At 58.2% G+C, this 16827-nt stretch carries 13 protein-coding genes; 5 read left to right on the plus strand and 8 right to left on the minus strand.

Going from position 1 to position 16827, the window contains the following annotated elements; all coding sequences use genetic code 11:
- Positions 1–14 precede the first annotated feature (14 nt).
- From crcB to K3819_RS18355, 4 genes are all read right to left on the minus strand, one after another.
- Positions 15–389 (minus strand): fluoride efflux transporter CrcB, encoded by a 375-nt coding sequence (gene crcB / locus K3819_RS18340; protein WP_007958188.1) that lies wholly within the window; start codon positions 387–389, stop codon positions 15–17.
- Positions 389–1711 carry a replication-associated recombination protein A gene (locus tag K3819_RS18345; protein ID WP_007958186.1) on the minus strand — a complete coding sequence of 441 codons (1323 nt, stop codon included), beginning with the start codon at positions 1709–1711 and terminating at the stop codon, positions 389–391. Before K3819_RS18345 ends, crcB begins: the two co-directional genes overlap by 1 nt.
- A 24-nt stretch (positions 1712–1735) precedes the next feature.
- On the minus strand, positions 1736–2356 hold the full coding sequence (gene lolA, locus K3819_RS18350; RefSeq protein WP_011334944.1) for an outer membrane lipoprotein chaperone LolA: 621 nt from the start codon (positions 2354–2356) through the stop codon (positions 1736–1738).
- 78 nt (positions 2357–2434) lie between these two features.
- Positions 2435–4843 carry a DNA translocase FtsK gene (locus tag K3819_RS18355; protein ID WP_045121862.1) on the minus strand — a complete coding sequence of 803 codons (2409 nt, stop codon included), beginning with the start codon at positions 4841–4843 and terminating at the stop codon, positions 2435–2437.
- Positions 4844–5364: 521 nt separating this feature from the next.
- On the opposite strand from K3819_RS18355, the gene aat reads away from it, so the two are divergent.
- The 3 genes from aat (at position 5365) to infA (ending at position 7142) form a co-directional block, all read left to right on the plus strand.
- A complete protein-coding gene (gene aat, locus K3819_RS18360) occupies positions 5365–6045 on the plus strand; it encodes a leucyl/phenylalanyl-tRNA--protein transferase (protein ID WP_221397663.1) in 681 nt (226 codons plus the stop codon).
- Positions 6046–6103: 58 nt separating this feature from the next.
- The gene (locus tag K3819_RS18365; protein WP_007958178.1) at positions 6104–6811 is read left to right on the plus strand and encodes an arginyltransferase; all 708 of its coding nucleotides are present in this window, start codon (positions 6104–6106) and stop codon (positions 6809–6811) included.
- Positions 6812–6923: 112 nt separating this feature from the next.
- Positions 6924–7142, plus strand: a complete 219-nt coding sequence (infA, locus tag K3819_RS18370) for a translation initiation factor IF-1 (RefSeq protein WP_002553999.1) — start codon at positions 6924–6926, stop codon at positions 7140–7142.
- Positions 7143–7840: 698 nt separating this feature from the next.
- Here the strand turns inward: infA and K3819_RS18375 are convergent.
- From K3819_RS18375 to clpS, 3 genes are all read right to left on the minus strand, one after another.
- Positions 7841–9378 (minus strand): IS3 family transposase gene (locus tag K3819_RS18375; protein WP_139834536.1). Its coding sequence is split into 2 segments (ribosomal slippage): positions 7841–8928 and positions 8928–9378, totalling 1539 coding nucleotides; the frame shifts between segments, so codons are not numbered across the junction.
- A gap of 197 nt (positions 9379–9575) precedes the next feature.
- On the minus strand, positions 9576–11846 hold the full coding sequence (clpA, locus tag K3819_RS18380; RefSeq protein WP_007951436.1) for an ATP-dependent Clp protease ATP-binding subunit ClpA: 2271 nt from the start codon (positions 11844–11846) through the stop codon (positions 9576–9578).
- Positions 11847–11876: 30 nt separating this feature from the next.
- Positions 11877–12260 (minus strand): ATP-dependent Clp protease adapter ClpS, encoded by a 384-nt coding sequence (clpS, locus tag K3819_RS18385; protein ID WP_011334948.1) that lies wholly within the window; start codon positions 12258–12260, stop codon positions 11877–11879.
- A 224-nt stretch (positions 12261–12484) separates the two neighbouring features.
- Between clpS and K3819_RS18390 the strand changes: the two genes are divergently transcribed.
- A complete protein-coding gene (locus K3819_RS18390; RefSeq protein ID WP_221397664.1) occupies positions 12485–12781 on the plus strand; it encodes a cold shock domain-containing protein in 297 nt (98 codons plus the stop codon).
- 79 nt (positions 12782–12860) lie between these two features.
- Here K3819_RS18390 and icd read toward each other — a convergent pair whose 3' ends face one another.
- Entirely contained in the window at positions 12861–14117 is a 1257-nt protein-coding gene (icd, locus tag K3819_RS18395) for an NADP-dependent isocitrate dehydrogenase (protein WP_007951441.1), read from the minus strand.
- Positions 14118–14598: 481 nt separating this feature from the next.
- Between icd and K3819_RS18400 the strand changes: the two genes are divergently transcribed.
- Complete coding sequence (locus tag K3819_RS18400) at positions 14599–16824, plus strand: NADP-dependent isocitrate dehydrogenase (RefSeq protein ID WP_085612661.1); 2226 nt, start codon at positions 14599–14601, stop codon at positions 16822–16824.
- Positions 16825–16827: the final 3 nt, after the last annotated feature.

Here is a 16827-nt window from a genome sequence, read left to right on the forward strand (position 1 = left end):
TCGGTTTCTCGTTATCAAAGTTTGGTCAGGGACAGGCCAGCCCAGGTCGCGAGCAGCCCGCCGAATACGCTGATGGCCGCATAGCCCAGGGCCAGCGGCACTTGCCCGCTTTCCAGCAGGCGCACCGTATCCAGTGAAAAGGATGAAAAAGTCGTCAGCCCCCCGAGGAAGCCGACCATCAACCCGGCACGTACCTCGATCGGTACTTCCGGGCGTATCAAAAACAGGCCGTACAGCACGCCAATCAGCAGACAGCCCACGATATTAACGGCCAGCGTCGCGGTATAGAAGTGCCGCGGCCAATTGGCGTTGACCCAATTACCGGTGGCGAAGCGCAACAAAGTGCCGGCAATCCCGCCGACGGAGACCGCAACAATCAATGGAACCACTATTTTCTCCGCTGCCGAGGGCTTAAACGATCAAGTTGGGCGAGGTGGTTGAGCTTTTCGCCGATCTTCAATTCCAGGCCACGGGGGACCGGTTGGTAGAACGGAATCGGGTCGAGTTCTTCCGGGAAATAGTCTTCGCCGGCCGCGTAGGCGTCCGGTTCGTCGTGGGCGTAACGGTATTCGTCGCCATAACCCAATTGCTTCATCAATTTGGTCGGCGCATTGCGCAGATGTAGCGGCACTTCCAGCGAACCGTGTTCGGCGGCAGCGCGCAGTGCGGTCTTGAAACCCATGTACACCGCGTTGCTTTTCGGCGCACAGGCCAGATAAGTGATTGCCTGCGCCACTGCCAACTCACCTTCCGGGCTGCCGAGACGTTCCTGCACTTCCCACGCGGCCAGGCACAGGCTCAGGGCGCGAGGATCGGCGTTGCCGATGTCTTCGCTGGCCATCCGCACCACCCGCCGGGCGAGGTACAGCGGATCGCAGCCGCCGTCGATCATTCGCGCAAACCAGTACAGCGCGCCGTCAGGATTCGAGCCGCGAACCGATTTGTGCAGCGCGGAAATCTGGTCGTAGAACGCTTCGCCGCCCTTGTCGAAACGCCGGCGAGTGTCGCCGAGCAGGCTTTGCAGCAGCTCGGTGCCCATCTCACTGTTGTCTTCGGCCAGGTCCGAGGCGTTTTCCAGCAGATTCAGCAGGCGCCGGCCATCGCCATCGGCGGCGGACAGCAGCATCTGAAAGCCTTCATCGCTGAGCGTCAGATGTCGCTTGCCCAGACCACGCTCTTCGGTGAGGGCGCGGTGCACCAGTTTGCGCAACGCCGCTTCGTCGAGGCTTTTGAGTACGTAGACCCGCGCCCGCGACAGCAATGCGTTGTTCAGTTCGAACGAAGGGTTTTCAGTGGTGGCGCCAATGAAGATCAGGGTGCCGTCTTCAACGTACGGCAGGAAGGCGTCCTGTTGAGACTTGTTGAAGCGGTGCACTTCATCGACAAACAGGATCGTGCGCTTGCCGTACTGGCCGGCCTGCTGCTTGGCGATTTCCACCGCCTGACGGATCTCCTTGACCCCGGCCAGCACTGCCGAAACCGTTTCGAAGTGCGCATCCGAGACTTCTGCCAGCAACCGCGCCAACGTGGTCTTGCCCACGCCCGGCGGGCCCCAGAAGATCATCGAATGCAGGGCACCCTGCTCCAGCGCTTCGCGCAGAGGCTTGCCGCGAGCGAGCACGTGTTCCTGACCGACGTACTCGTCCAGATTGGTCGCCCGCAAACGGGCGGCCAGGGGCTGGGCGATCGGTGCACTGCGAAACAGATCCATCACGTACCGTTGAAACCTCTGTGTTTATTCCTGGATCACATCGGCACCCTTGGGGATGTCGAACTTGAACTTGGAGGCCGGGACCGCTTCGTTGGCCTTCACACCGGTAAACAGGATGTTGGTGCGCTGGCCGACGCTGTCGATCAGTTGCATGTCATTGACCAGACCGTTGCGGAACGACAGGCGCAGGCTGTCGAACAGCGTGTCCTTGGTTTTCGGCTTCAGGGTGAAGTCGATCACGCCACCGGCCTCTTTCGCGGTGATGTCAAAGCTCTGACTGATCTTCGATACGTCGCCAGACAGCAACAGCGCCGGGGTCTGGGTCAGACGCTCATCAAGCTTCTTGATGGTGGCCTGTTCCAGATCCGGGTCCCACAGGGTGACTTTCTTGCCGTCGGACACCATGGTCTGCTCGGCTGGCGCATTGGTGTGCCAGTAGAACAGGCCCGGACGCTGCAGGGTCATGTCGCCGGTGGTTTCCTGCAACTGGGTGCCGCTGCCGTCGAGGGTCAGCTGGGAAAAATTGGCGGTCAGGGTCTTGGATGTTTCGAGCAATTGGGTAAGGCGAGCCACATCCTTGTCATCGGCGTGAGCCGTGAGGGTGGTCAGAGCCAGTACCGGCAGCAGCATGCGGATAAGACGCATGGGAGTCCTCTTGAATACTCGTGGGAAAGTGGACGGCGCTTCATGCACCGCCCATTGCATTTGGATCAGGGTATCGAATCAGTCGCGTACCGGGCCAGGGGCCAGGACTTCGCGGGAACCGTTGGTGTTCATCGACGTCACGACCCCGGCCATTTCCATGGCTTCGATCATGCGTGCGGCACGGTTGTAGCCGATCTTCAGCTTGCGCTGTACAGCGGAGATGGAGGCACGGCGGCTTTCGAGCACGAATTGCACGGCTTCGTCGTACAGCGCGTCGGCTTCCGGATCGTCGCCGTCACCGCCGCCGCTGCTGCCTTCGAAACCACTGCCCGCCTCTTCGACACCATTGAGGATGTCGTCGTTGTATTCCGGCGCGCCGCGCAGTTTCCAGGCTTCAACCACCCGGTGAACTTCATCGTCGGACACAAATGCGCCGTGAACCCGGATCGGCAGGCTGGTGCCCGGCGGCATGTAAAGCATGTCACCGTGGCCGAGCAGTTGTTCGGCGCCGCCTTGGTCGATGATGGTCCGGGAGTCGATCTTGCTCGATACCTGGAACGCCATCCGCGTCGGGATGTTGGCCTTGATCAGACCGGTGATCACATCCACCGACGGCCGTTGGGTCGCGAGGATCAGGTGGATACCGGCCGCACGCGCCTTCTGGGCGATACGGGCGATCAGTTCTTCTACCTTCTTGCCGACGATCATCATCATGTCGGCGAATTCGTCCACGACCACGACGATGGTCGGCAGCTTCTGCAACAGCGGCGCTTCGTCGTGGATGCTTTCGCGTTTGTACAGCGGATCGCTCAGCGGCTCGCCGGCGTCCTGGGCTTCCTTGACCTTGGCGTTGAAGCCGGACAGGTTTCGCACGCCCATCTTCGCCATCAGCTTGTAGCGACGCTCCATCTCGGCCACGCTCCAGCGCAGGGCGTTGGCGGCGTCCTTCATGTCGGTCACGACCGGGCACAGCAGGTGCGGAATGCCTTCGTAGATCGACAGCTCGAGCATTTTCGGGTCGATCATGATCAGCTTGGCGTCATCCGGGCCGGACTTGAACAGGATCGACAGAATCATCGCGTTCACACCCACCGACTTACCGGAACCGGTGGTACCGGCCACCAGCAGGTGCGGCATTTTCGCCAGGTCAGTGATGACCGGTTTACCGCCGATGTCGTGGCCCAGGGCCAGGGTGACCGGCGATTTGAAGTTGTCGTACTCAGGGGTCGACAGCACTTCAGAGAAGCGCACGATCTGCCGGTCTTCGTTGGGAATTTCGATACCGACCGTGGTCTTGCCCGGAATCACTTCCACCACCCGCACACTGGTCACGGCCAGCGAACGTGCAAGGTCTTTCGCCAGGTTAGCGATACGGCTGACCTTCACGCCCGCAGCAGGCTGGATTTCGTAACGGGTAATAACCGGGCCGGGATGGATCGAATCCACGGTGACTTCGACGCCGAATTCCTTGAGCTTGATCTCCAGCAAGTGGCCGACCGCCGCCAGGGATTCAGGCGAATAATTGAGTTGTTTCTTTTCCGCAGGATCGAGAATCGAGATCGGCGGCAAGGTGCCTTCCACGGCGCTGTCGACGAACAACGGCACCTGCTTCTCTTTCTGCACGCGCTTGCTTGGCTCCGGCGCCTTGACCGGGGCCGGGGCGATGACCGGCGGCACCTGTTTCTCGCGCTCGGACATGTGCTTGCTCAGGGCCTGTTCGCGCTCGATCAGACGTTCCTTGACCTTGGCCTGCTCGCGTTTGTCGGTGACCGTCGGTGCAACAACGTCATGTACGCGATCGTCGACTTCCCGAAGTTGCGCAACCAGTTGCTTGCGCTCGGTACGCGCCGACCACCAGCGGTTGACCGCGCCCTGGAACAGTTCGAACAGGTCGAGGGTGATCTTGCCGGTGATGTCCATCACCTTGAACCACGACAGGTCGGTGAACACCGTCAGGCCGAACAGGAACAGTGCAATAAACAGCAACGTGCTGCCCTGAATGTTCAGGGCGTTGCGGGCCAGGTCACCGAGGCTTTCACCCAGCGCACCACCCGCGCCGGCCGGCAATCCGGTGGCTGCATGGAAATGAATGTGCGCCAGTGCAGCGCCGGACAACACCAGAAACACCAGACCGATCAGGCGCCAGGAGAACAGCCAGCCGCTCCACTGCCACGGCTCGTGACGCTGACGGAAGATCTGATACGCCTTGATCGCCAGCAGCAACGGGAAGATGTACGCGAAGTAACCCAACACCATGAACAGGATGTCGGCGCTGTAGGAGCCCGCCGGGCCACCGAAATTCTGCACGTCATCGATCTTGCTGTTGTGGCTCCAGCCCGGATCGTCCTTGCCGTAGGTCAGCAAAGCCATCATCAGGAACAGGCACAAGGCGCCGATGGCGATCAATGCACCTTCCTTGAGCCGGTAGTGCAATTGCTGGCGCCAAAGCGGAACGACTGTTTTTGGTGCTTCCGTGGATTTCTTCAAAACGCTTCTTTTCCTGCGCCAGAGGCGCGTCCATCTATTGAATGACGATAAAAAACTGCCCAATCCAGGCAGGTAAAAAATTGACAGGCGCAACGGAGACTACTTTTAACACTGCGCCCCGCCTTTTATAAACACGGCACGCGGCGAATATTCTGTAACAGCCCGGCATTGTACGGGTTTGCGCGTTCGATGCCATGCTTCCAGGTCTCTGGTTCAAGCATAGCCAAACGCACAACACCCGGCGTTCAATTTGAGCATGCATTGTCTTTTGTGACAAAGGCTTATGAGGTGTATTTGATGAACGTAGCGAAGCATTCGCGCCTCATCTCCCATGAACGCCACACATTGACGTCGGCAAGCTTGCTCGCACCGGTGTTGCGCCCGATTACGACCGCATCCGGATGCTCAAGTTGCAGCTACGCAAAAGCCGTACTGCAACGGAGGACATTCGCGTCATTTCCCGGCACACTTTACCGCGGGCCCACTGCCCACCGCCCTCCCCTTCTGCAAGCCTGGACGCCATGCTGACTTGGTTACAACGCAACTCACTGACTTTCCCGCCACTGGAAAAGGCCATGCGCGATCCCAACGGATTGCTGGCGGCCGGCGGCGACCTGTCCGCCGATCGCCTGATCCAGGCCTATCGCCACGGCTGTTTTCCGTGGTTTTCCGAAGGTCAGCCGATTCTCTGGTGGTCGCCGGATCCGCGCACCGTACTTTTTCCCGACGAACTGCACGTCTCGCGCAGCCTCGGCAAATTGATGCGCAAACAGCGTTATCAAGTGACCTTCGATCAGGATTTCGACGCCGTGATCCGCGCCTGCGCCGCCCCCAGGGAATACGCCGACGGCACCTGGATCACCGAGGCGATGCAGAACGCCTATATCGAACTGCATCGGCGCGGTTTTGCTCACTCGGTGGAGGTACGGGATCAGGGCGAACTGGTCGGAGGCCTGTACGGCCTAGCGATGGGGCAACTGTTCTTTGGCGAGTCAATGTTCAGTCGTGCGGACAATGCTTCCAAGTACGGCTTTGCCACGCTGGTGCAACATCTTAAGGAAGCGGGTTTCGTGCTGATCGACTGCCAGATGCCGACCGATCACCTGCACAGCCTTGGCGCCCGGGCCATTTCACGGCAGACATTCGCCGACTATCTGGCCAGGCACCTCGATCAACCCAATCATGCGACCTGGGTTTGCTGAGCGACTTTTGCGCGCGTGGCTTACACTTAATTCACCAGCTTACCCTTGAGGGTTGATCATGACCGAGTTGGCGCGTTTGAAGTTTTATGCCACTCAGCCTCACTCTTGCAGTTATCTGCCCGAGGAACAGGCGACGACCCTGTTTCTCGATCCGAGCCAGCCCATGGATGTGCATGTCTACGCAGATCTGTCGGAAATGGGCTTTCGTCGCAGCGGCGATCATCTTTACCGCCCGCATTGCCAGAACTGCAATGCCTGCGTGCCTGCGCGCATTCCGGTGGCACAGTTCAATCCCAACCGGCAGCAGAAACGCATTTTCAAGCGCAACATCGATTTGCAGGTGCGCCCGGTCAAGCCGGCGTTCAGCGAAGAGTACTTCGACCTCTATCAACGCTACATCGAACAGCGCCACGCGGATGGCGACATGTACCCGCCGAGCCGCGATCAATTCTCGACTTTTCTGGTACGCGACCTGCCCTTCTCACGCTTTTATGAGTTCCGGCTCGACGGACGGTTACTTGCAGTCGCCGTCACCGACCTGCTGCCCAACGGCCTGTCCGCGGTCTACACCTTTTACGAACCGCAGGAAGAACGCCGCAGCCTGGGGCGCTACGCCATCCTCTGGCAAATCGCCGAAGCCCAACGCCTGGGGCTTGAAGCGGTGTACCTGGGCTATTGGATCAAAAACTGCAAAAAGATGAACTACAAGACCCAATATCGGCCCATCGAACTGCTCATTAATCAGCGCTGGGTCATCCTGAACTGAATGCAGACCCTAAACCCCTTGGCGTAAACCCCATTTTTCGGGCACAATGCACGCCGCTTTTGCCTGGCGCAGTTGCACCGGGCCATTCATTGGATACCGAGGGCTTTACTGCATGTCGAAAGAAGACAGCTTCGAAATGGAAGGCACTGTCGTCGACACCCTGCCCAACACCATGTTTCGTGTGGAGTTGGAAAATGGGCACGTCGTAACCGCGCATATTTCCGGCAAGATGCGCAAGAACTACATTCGTATTCTTACCGGTGACAAAGTGCGCGTCGAGCTGACGCCCTATGACTTGAGCAAAGGGCGTATTACTTACCGCGCTCGCTAATCAAGTCAATACAAGACGCCCGGCATTTGCCGGGCGTTTTTGTTTGTCTGGGTTTTGGGTTTGCGCTTGAGTTTTGGGTGTATATCCGTTGCTGCGGTAACGGCTTCTTATGGTTTCGCTCTTACAGCGACTCACTTTTCCAAACGCCGAAAAGTAAGCAAAAGGCTTTTGCCCCGGCGTACGGCACTTCGCTTAGGCTCAGTGTTCCCTCGCTACGGTGTCCACCAGGGGGCATCGCCTACGGTTTGCTTCGCTGCACCTCCTCTCGATGTATGCGGCTTCGCCGCACGGCGCTACGCGCCTACCCCCTGATGGACACCTCCGCTCGGCCTGCCGAAGGGGCAAAAAATCAAAAGCCAAAGCCAAAGCAAAAGCAAAAGCCAGATCAAGAGCCCCCCACTCCTCACCACGCAACACGATGAGCGTTAGCTCGAGTACCGCTTTTGATCGCAGGGCCCGTCGGCAGGCTGAGTGGAGGGATTGATCCGGGGGTGGGAGCGCAGCGACCGTGCGGCGAAGCCGCATGCATCGAGAGGAGGTGCAGCGAAGCAAACCGTAGGCGATGCCCCCGGATCAATCCCGGAGCGAAGGAACCCCGAGCCTTAGCGAGGGGCCGTACGTCAGGGTTAGAGACCTTTTGGTTACTTTTGGGGCGTTCGGTGCGTGTCAAGGCACCTGTCGCCTTGTTCCAATCGTTGTTAGCCAGTTGAGCCCTTAAAGTCAGGGCGCTCTGGGTTTAAATACACCGCATCAGCTAGTTTCCAGTTGCGTGTCCGAGTGCTCCAACGGCTCGGATTAGCTTTCCTGGCATCCTCATAAAGCGCTGCTCTTGCTTGTAATAGCATCGTCGCTTTGCCTTCGTGCCTCTCGTTTGGCGTCACGTATTTCAAAGCGCTATGGCGATGATCTTCGTTGTACCACTCGATGAATTTCTGCACCCAAAGCCTCGCATCAATGACCGTATCAAATGGTTGATCCGGCCAGAGCGGGCAGTACTTTGCAGTGCGGAAAAGTGCCTCTGCATATGCGTTATCGTTACTTACCCTTGGCCGGCTAAAAGAAGGCTCGACGCCAAGTGCAACCATGCTTTCACGCAGCAAAGAACCTCTCATCACGTGTCCGTTATCCGAGTGCAGCACCAGCGGGCGACCCGCTGTATGTTCACGTAAGCATCCCTTTCTAAGCAGCTCGCATGCGTGTTCGGCGCATTCCACTTCGTGCACTTCATTGGCGACCAGTTTGCGGCTGTAGACATCCTTGACCATGTACCAGTAGAAAAATCGACCTCTGACGGTGCTTGGCAACCAAGTGATATCCCAGCACCACACCTGGTTGGGGCCATCGGCACAATGCGTCGTCAGCACCCTACGTTTCGGGGCTTTGGTTCGGCCGCGACGCACGTTTTGATGAGCCGCTTTTAACACTCGGTAAAACGTCGATTCCGAAGCCAGATAGATGCCTTCATCGGCCAGTTTGGGGACGATCTGGTGCGGAGTAAGGCTGGCGTAGCCAGCCTGATTGGCAGCATCAAGTACCGCTTGGCATTCCGACTCACTGAGCTTGTTAGCCGGAGCTGCCCGTTTAGCCAGCAGTCGCCCATCACAGTCAGCATATCGCCAGCGCTGGACTGTACGCAGGCTCAACCCCAACTCATTGCAGGCTCGATATCGACGAGCGCCGCTCTGCACTGCGTCTGCAATCAACTTCATGGCTTGCGTACGATCAGCGGCGTTAATCAGTCTTCCTTGTCCTTGCCCCAGATCGCATTGGCTTTTTTTCTGAGCTCCAGCAAGGCCACCGCCTCCGCACGTCCGGCATCTGACTGGATCAATTGACGCTCGAGTATTTTGATACGCCGTTGCTCGGCCGTTTTAGAGGTTCGAGAGTTGAGATCAACGACCGGATTGGCGTTTTGACAGGCCAGTCTCCACTGCTGAATTTGCTCAGGGTAAATGCCCTTTATTCGGCAATACTGAGAAATTTCCACCTCGCTCAACGGCGCGGTTTCCATAACAGCATTGAATTTATCGGCGCTAGACCATTGGTCACTGGTTTTGCCGTTTCCTGGAACGATCAAGCCTTTGTCTCTGGCCATTTGTCTCCAGTTTCGCAGCGACTGTGGCGTGAGATTGAGTGCAACGGCAAGTTCTGCCACTGACCGATTAAAGGGCGGCATCATTTGCAAAACGACCCAGTCTTTGAAGTCGCTGTCGTAGCGCTTGCCTAAATTGGACATTGTTATGCACCTTCACCCTCTTGAATGAACGAGTCAATCAACAAGGGCGACAGGTAGCCTGACACAGAGGGCGTTTGCCAAAAGTGACCCGCCGTAAGGGCGGAACCCTAAGAAGCCGTTACCGCAACAACGGATATTCACACCAAACAAACAGACAATAAAAAGGCGCCCGAAGGCGCCTTTTCACTTACCAGCCATCAGGCCATTTCTGCAGTGGTCTCGAAGTCAAACGTCAACTCACCATCCTTGATGTCGATGTGAACCACACCGCCATGCTCGGCCAGCTCGCCAAACAGAATCTCCTCCGCCAGCGGACGCTTGATCTTGTCCTGGATCAGACGCGCCATCGGACGAGCGCCCATGGCCGAATCGTAACCACCGGCCGCCAGCCAACTGCGCGCCGCATCGGTGACTTCCAGAAGCACCCGCTTGTCTTCCAGCTGCGCCTGAAGCTCGGTAAGGAACTTGTCCACCACGCTTTTGATAACCTCGTGACTGAGGCGACCAAATTGAATGATGGTATCCAGGCGGTTGCGGAATTCCGGCGTGAAGCTCTTCTTGATCACTTCCATCGCATCGGACGAGTGGTCCTGATGGGTGAAACCGATCGAAGCACGTGCCGCCGTTTCAGCACCGGCGTTGGTGGTCATGATCACGATCACGTTGCGGAAGTCCGCCTTGCGCCCGTTGTTGTCAGTCAGCGTACCGTGGTCCATCACCTGCAACAGCAGATTGAAGACTTCCGGATGCGCCTTCTCGATTTCATCGAGCAGCAATACGCAATGCGGTTGCTTGGTGATCGCTTCGGTCAACAAACCGCCTTGGTCGAAACCGACGTAACCCGGAGGTGCACCGATCAAACGCGATACGGTGTGGCGCTCCATGTACTCGGACATGTCGAAGCGAACCAGTTCGATCCCCAGCGCCTTGGCCAATTGACGCGCGGCTTCGGTTTTACCGACACCGGTCGGCCCTGCGAACAGGAACGAACCAACAGGCTTGTCGGGCGACTTCAGACCGGCACGGGACAGCTTGATCGCAGTCGACAGCGAATCGATCGCCGCGTCCTGTCCGAACACCGTCAGCTTCAGGTCACGCTCCAGATTACGCAGCAGTTCCTTGTCGGAGCTGGTGACATGCTTCGGCGGAATACGCGCGATTTTCGCCACGATGTCCTCGACTTCAGGGACTTCGATGCGTTTCACGCGCTTCTCGACCGGCTGCAGACGCTGGTAGGCGCCCGCCTCGTCGATCACGTCGATGGCCTTGTCCGGCATGTGCCGGTCATTGATGTAGCGCGAAGCCAGTTCCGCAGCGGCGCGCAGCGACTCATCGCTGTATTCGATGTTGTGGTGCTGTTCGAAGCGACCTTTCAGGCCGCGCAGGATACCGATGGTGTCCTCCACCGACGGCTCGACCACATCGACCTTCTGGAAGCGACGCGCCAGGGCACGGTCTTTTTCGAAGATGCCACGGAATTCCTGGAACGTGGTCGAGCCGATGCAGCGAATGTCGCCAGACGACAGCAGCGGTTTGAGCAGGTTCGAGGCATCCATGACGCCACCGGACGCAGCACCCGCACCAATGATGGTGTGGATCTCGTCGATGAACAGGATCGCCTGCGGACGTTTTTTCAGTTCGTTGAGCAGCGCCTTGAAGCGCTTCTCGAAATCACCGCGATACTTGGTGCCCGCGAGCAGAGCACCCAGATCGAGTGAGTAAACGACGCTGTTGGCCAGCAGGTCCGGCACCTGGTTGTCGACAATGCGCTTGGCCAGGCCTTCGGCAATCGCGGTTTTACCCACGCCCGCCTCGCCCACCAGCAGCGGATTGTTCTTGCGACGGCGCGCAAGAATCTGCGCGACACGCTCAACTTCCGTTTCACGCCCGACTAGCGGATCGATCCGGCCCTGGCGTGCAAGTTCGTTAAGATTGCTGGCATAAGCGTCCAGCGGATTGCCTGAAGAAGAAGACTCACCGCCCTCGTCGTCCTGCATATCTTGTTCACCTTCAGAGTGATCGCCATGCCCCGGCACTTTGGAAATGCCGTGGGCGATATAGTTGACGACATCAATGCGTGCAACGCTCTGCTGTTTCAGCAGGAACACCGCCTGACTCTCTTGCTCACTGAAGATTGCAACCAGCACGTTGGCGCCGGTCACTTCGCGTTTGCCCGAGCTCTGCACATGAAAGACAGCACGTTGCAGCACACGCTGGAAGCCCAGGGTTGGCTGGGTTTCGCGATCCTCGTCATGGACGGGGATCAGTGGCGTGGTGGAGTCGATGAACTCCTGCAGGTCGTGCTTGAGTTTGTCGAGGTTTGCGCCGCAGGCACGCAATACGGTGGCGGCAGCCTCATTGTCCAATAGGGCCAGCAGCAGGTGTTCGACGGTCATGAACTCATGACGTTTCGAACGTGCCTCCTTGAAGGCAAGATTGAGGGTGACTTCGAGCTCGCGGTTTAACATAGCTTCACCTCATACCCAAGTGGTCGGCGATTAACCGTCCTTCTCGATTTCACAGAGTAGCGGATGCTGGCTTTCCCTGGCGTACTGGTTGACCTGCATGGCCTTTGTCTCGGCGATGTCGCGGGTAAACACTCCACATACTGCCCGCCCTTCTGTGTGGACGGCCAGCATGACCTTGGTCGCCAGCTCGCGATTCAGGTTAAAAAACACCTCGAGCACTTCGACGACGAAATCCATCGGTGTGTAGTCATCATTGAACAAAACCACCTTGTACATCGGCGGCGCCTGTAACGCAGGCTTTGCTTCCTGAACAGCAACGCCTGCCGAATCGTCGTCGTGCTCCTGTGGAAGATCCTTTTGGAGAAGCGGGCGATCCTGATTGAATGTTAGTCGAATCTGGCTGATTGCATGCATGGAAAGAAAGGTTCGTCAGTTGTGCAAATACAGTGGTGGGGGCGGCTTGACACGTTTTCAACTCCGACTGCCCGGTCACCTTGACTATCGGGAAAACGGTGTTACAACCAATAGAACCCACAGTGGGGAAAAAAGATCCGCGGAGTCAATCTTTTTAACGGATTCGACTGCGGATGAATTGGATGATACTCCAGCGATGGAGACTGTTGCAGAGGGATTTGAGCATGGCTGTCGGCAAGGTGAAATGGTTCAACAATGCCAAGGGGTTCGGTTTCATCAACGCCGATGGCCCCATGGGACATGATGAAGATGGTAAGACCATCGATTTATTTGCCCACTACTCCACCATTGAGATGGAGGGGTACAAAACCCTGAAAGCCGGGCAAATCGTCAAATTCGAGATCGTGCAAGGGCCCAAAGGCCTGCATGCCACAAAAATTCAGAATGTCAATGTCGAGGCCGCGAAAGATGCCGCCTCGGCTGCTGCTGCTGCCGCTCATCACCAATCAGTGACCAGCTGAAGCAACCCGAACACCTGCCAGAAAACAAACCGCCCGGCTCGATCACTCGAGCCGGGCGGTTTCGTTGCAGCCGTCTTTCTTACATATGCTTGATCAGCGCTTCGCCGAAGCCCGAAGAAGACACCAGTGTGGCGCCTTCCATCAGACGTTCGAAGTCGTAGGTCACGGTCTTGGCCTTGATGGCGCCATTGGTGCCCTTGATGATCAGGTCGGCCGCCTCGGTCCAGCCCAGGTGGCGCAGCATCATCTCCGCCGACAGGATCACCGAACCCGGGTTGACCTGGTCCTTGCCGGCATATTTCGGCGCGGTACCGTGGGTCGCCTCGAACATGGCCACGGTGTCGGACAGGTTGGCACCGGGCGCGATACCGATACCGCCCACCTCCGCCGCCAGGGCGTCGGACAGGTAGTCACCGTTGAGGTTGAGGGTGGCGATCACATCGTACTCGGCCGGACGCAGCAGGATCTGCTGGAGCATGGCATCGGCGATCGCGTCCTTGACGACGACCTCGCGGCCGGTTTTCGGATTCTTGAATTTCATCCATGGGCCGCCATCAAGCAGCTCGGCGCCGAATTCTTCCTTCGCCACCTCATAACCCCAGTCCTTGAAGGCGCCTTCGGTGAATTTCATGATGTTGCCCTTGTGTACGATGGTCAGCGACTTGCGGTCATTGTCCACTACGTATTGCAGGGCCTTGCGCACCAGACGCTTGGTGCCTTCTTTCGAAACCGGCTTGATGCCGATGCCGCAGTCCTGGTCGAAACGGATCTTGGTGACGCCCATTTCTTCTTTCAGGAATTTGATGACCTTGGTGGCCTCAGGGGAGCCGGCCTTCCATTCGATACCGGCATAAATGTCTTCGGAGTTCTCGCGGAAGATCACCATATCGACGTCGCCGGGCTTTTTCACCGGGCTCGGCACGCCCTCGAACCACACCACCGGGCGCAGGCAGACATAGAGATCGAGCTGTTGGCGCAGGGCGACGTTGAGGGAGCGGATGCCGCCACCGACTGGAGTGGTCAGCGGGCCCTTGATGGAAACCACGTAATCCTTGACGGCGTCCAGGGTTTCCTGGGGCAGCCAGGTGTCCTGGTCATAGACTTGAGTCGCTTTTTCGCCAGCATAAACCTCCATCCAGGAAATCTTGCGCTTGCCCCCGTAGGCTTTCTCTACGGCAGCATCAACCACTTTGATCATCACAGGGCTGACGTCGACGCCAATGCCGTCACCTTCGATGAAGGGAATGATCGGGTTATCAGGGACATTGAGAGAATGGTCTGCGTTGACGGTGATTTTGTCGCCGACGGCTGGAACCTGAATCTTCTTGTAACCCATGCTGAACTCCATTGTTTGGATTGAACATCTGGCTTGGTTCGAGCGTAACCCAGTTAAATCAACACGCAAACCCTCTGTTCCGGGCGCGACCACATCTCGGTTCGTACAAGCCTGAAAGCAAAGGGAAAAGCGCCAATCTCAAGCATTCACGGCGACTCTACGCCCCACCCCGGCCTGCGACCTTTAGACCAATGGACGAGAATCGTTGCATATGAACCATCGGCAGATTGCCAGCTACCTATGTATAATGCCGCCCGCTGACCAAAGGGTCACGACGGCTGGCCTCTCTAGCACGAGACTTTCCGCCTGATTGGTCGGGTTGTTACCGCAGTCCGACTGCTTGACGCTCTACTGATGCACCCAACATCACCGCGAAGAATCTCGACATTCGGTTCATGGATGACTTTGAACGAACGCGCTTACCCGGCGCCCCTCGAGTTTCTGCGCACGCTTTAGCAAAGAAGAGAGAGTTAATCCGAATATGCCCACCCGCTCGAAGATCATCTATACCTTCACCGACGAAGCTCCAGCCCTCGCCACCTATTCCCTGCTGCCGATCATCGAGGCTTACACCGCCTCGGCCGATATCGCCGTGGAAACCCGCGATATCTCTCTTGCAGCACGTATTCTGGCCAGCTTCCCCGAGCAACTGGGCGACAAAGCCGTAGCCGACCACCTCGCCGAACTGGGCGACCTGGCCGTTACGCCTGAAGCCAACATCATCAAGCTGCCGAACATCAGCGCCTCGGTTCCGCAACTGCAAGCCGCGATCAAAGAACTGCAGGCCCAGGGCTACAACCTGCCGGACTACCCGGAAACCGTGACCAGCGACGCCGACAAAGATGCCAAGGCGCGTTACGACAAGGTCAAGGGCAGCGCCGTGAACCCGGTTCTGCGTGAAGGCAACTCCGACCGTCGCGCGCCGTTGTCGGTCAAGAACTACGCTCGCAAGCACCCACACAAAATGGGCGCCTGGGCCAAGGACTCCAAGTCCCACGTCGCTCACATGAGCACCGGCGATTTCTACGGCAGCGAAAAAGCGGCCCTGATCGACGCCGCTGACACCGTGAAAATCGAGCTGGTCGCCCAAGACGGCACCACCACCGTCCTGAAAGAAAAAACCACCGTTCAGGCGGGCGAGATCCTCGACTGCTCCGTGATGAGCAAAAAGGCCCTGCGCGCGTTCATCGCCGCTGAAATCGACAGCGCCAAGCAACAAGGCGTGCTGCTGTCGGTTCACCTGAAAGCCACCATGATGAAGGTCTCCGACCCGATCATGTTCGGCCAGATCGTTGCCGAGTTCTACAAGGACGCCCTGACCAAGCACGCCGACGTGCTGGCCGAGATCGGCTTCAACCTGAACAACGGCATCGGCGACCTGTACGCCCGCATCAAATCCCTGCCGGCCGAGCAGCAAGCCCAGATCGAAGCTGACGTGCAAGCGGTCTATGCCGTTCGTCCGTCGCTGGCGATGGTCAACTCCGACAAAGGCATCACCAACCTGCACGTGCCGAGCGACGTTATCGTCGACGCCTCGATGCCGGCCATGATCCGTGACTCCGGCAAGATGTGGGGCACCGACGGCCAGCTGCACGACACCAAGGCTGTGATCCCGGATCGCTGCTACGCCACCATCTACCAGGCGGTGATCGAAGATTGCAAAGCCAACGGCGCTTTCGATCCGACCACCATGGGCAGCGTGCCAAACGTTGGCCTGATGGCGAAAAAGGCTGAAGAATACGGCTCCCACGACAAGACCTTCCAGATCAAGGCCGACGGCGTGGTTCGCGTGACCGACAGCAAAGGCACCCTGCTGATGGAGCAGGCTGTTGAAGCCGGCGACATCTTCCGCATGTGCCAGACCAAAGACGCGCCGATCCAGGACTGGGTCAAACTGGCCGTCAACCGTGCTCGTGCAAGCGCAACTCCAGCCATTTTCTGGCTGGACCCGATGCGCGCCCACGACGGCGTGGTGATCGAGAAGGTTCAGGCTTACCTGAAGGATCACGACACCGCTGGTCTGGACATCCAGATCATGGCGCCGGTCGATGCCATGAAATACACCCTGCAGCGCACCCGCGAAGGCAAGGACACCATTTCGGTGACCGGCAACGTACTGCGCGACTACCTGACCGACCTGTTCCCGATCATGGAACTGGGCACCAGCGCCAAGATGCTGTCGATCGTGCCGCTGATGAACGGCGGTGGCCTGTTCGAAACCGGCGCCGGCGGTTCGGCTCCGAAGCACGTGCAGCAACTGGTCGAAGAGAACTTCCTGCGCTGGGATTCGCTGGGTGAATTCCTGGCCCTGGCCGCTTCTCTCGAGCACCTGGGTGTGAACTACAACAACCCGAAAGCGCTGGTTCTGTCCAAGACCCTGGACCAGGCCACCGGCCAGTTCCTCGACAACAACAAGTCGCCATCGCGCAAAGTCGGCAACATCGACAACCGCGGCAGCCACTTCTACCTGGCGATGTACTGGGCACAAGCCCTGGCCGCCCAGACTGAAGACGCTGCACTGCAAGCGCAGTTCGCGACCCTGGCCAAGACCCTGACCGAGAACGAAGCGACCATCGTCGCCGAGCTCAACGCCGTTCAGGGCAAGCCAGTGGACATCGGTGGTTACTACCACGCCGACGCCGAGCTGATCAGCAAGGCTATGCGCCCAAGCGCAACCTTCAACGCGGCCATCGCTGCGCTGGTTTAAGGT

The sequence above is a fragment of the Pseudomonas sp. 3-2 genome (assembly GCF_019710535.1).
Taxonomy (GTDB): domain Bacteria; phylum Pseudomonadota; class Gammaproteobacteria; order Pseudomonadales; family Pseudomonadaceae; genus Aquipseudomonas; species Aquipseudomonas pharyngis.

Coding starts and splice junctions, on each gene's coding strand:
- K3819_RS18345 (WP_007958186.1), bottom strand. CDS start 1,711: ATGGATCTGTTTCGCAGTGCACCGATCGCCCAGCCCCTGGCCGCCCGT.
- lolA (WP_011334944.1), bottom strand. CDS start 2,356: ATGCGTCTTATCCGCATGCTGCTGCCGGTACTGGCTCTGACCACCCTC.
- aat (WP_221397663.1), top strand. CDS start 5,365: ATGCTGACTTGGTTACAACGCAACTCACTGACTTTCCCGCCACTGGAA.
- K3819_RS18365 (WP_007958178.1), top strand. CDS start 6,104: ATGACCGAGTTGGCGCGTTTGAAGTTTTATGCCACTCAGCCTCACTCT.
- infA (WP_002553999.1), top strand. CDS start 6,924: ATGTCGAAAGAAGACAGCTTCGAAATGGAAGGCACTGTCGTCGACACC.
- clpA (WP_007951436.1), bottom strand. CDS start 11,846: ATGTTAAACCGCGAGCTCGAAGTCACCCTCAATCTTGCCTTCAAGGAG.
- clpS (WP_011334948.1), bottom strand. CDS start 12,260: ATGCATGCAATCAGCCAGATTCGACTAACATTCAATCAGGATCGCCCG.
- K3819_RS18390 (WP_221397664.1), top strand. CDS start 12,485: ATGGCTGTCGGCAAGGTGAAATGGTTCAACAATGCCAAGGGGTTCGGT.
- icd (WP_007951441.1), bottom strand. CDS start 14,117: ATGGGTTACAAGAAGATTCAGGTTCCAGCCGTCGGCGACAAAATCACC.
- K3819_RS18400 (WP_085612661.1), top strand. CDS start 14,599: ATGCCCACCCGCTCGAAGATCATCTATACCTTCACCGACGAAGCTCCA.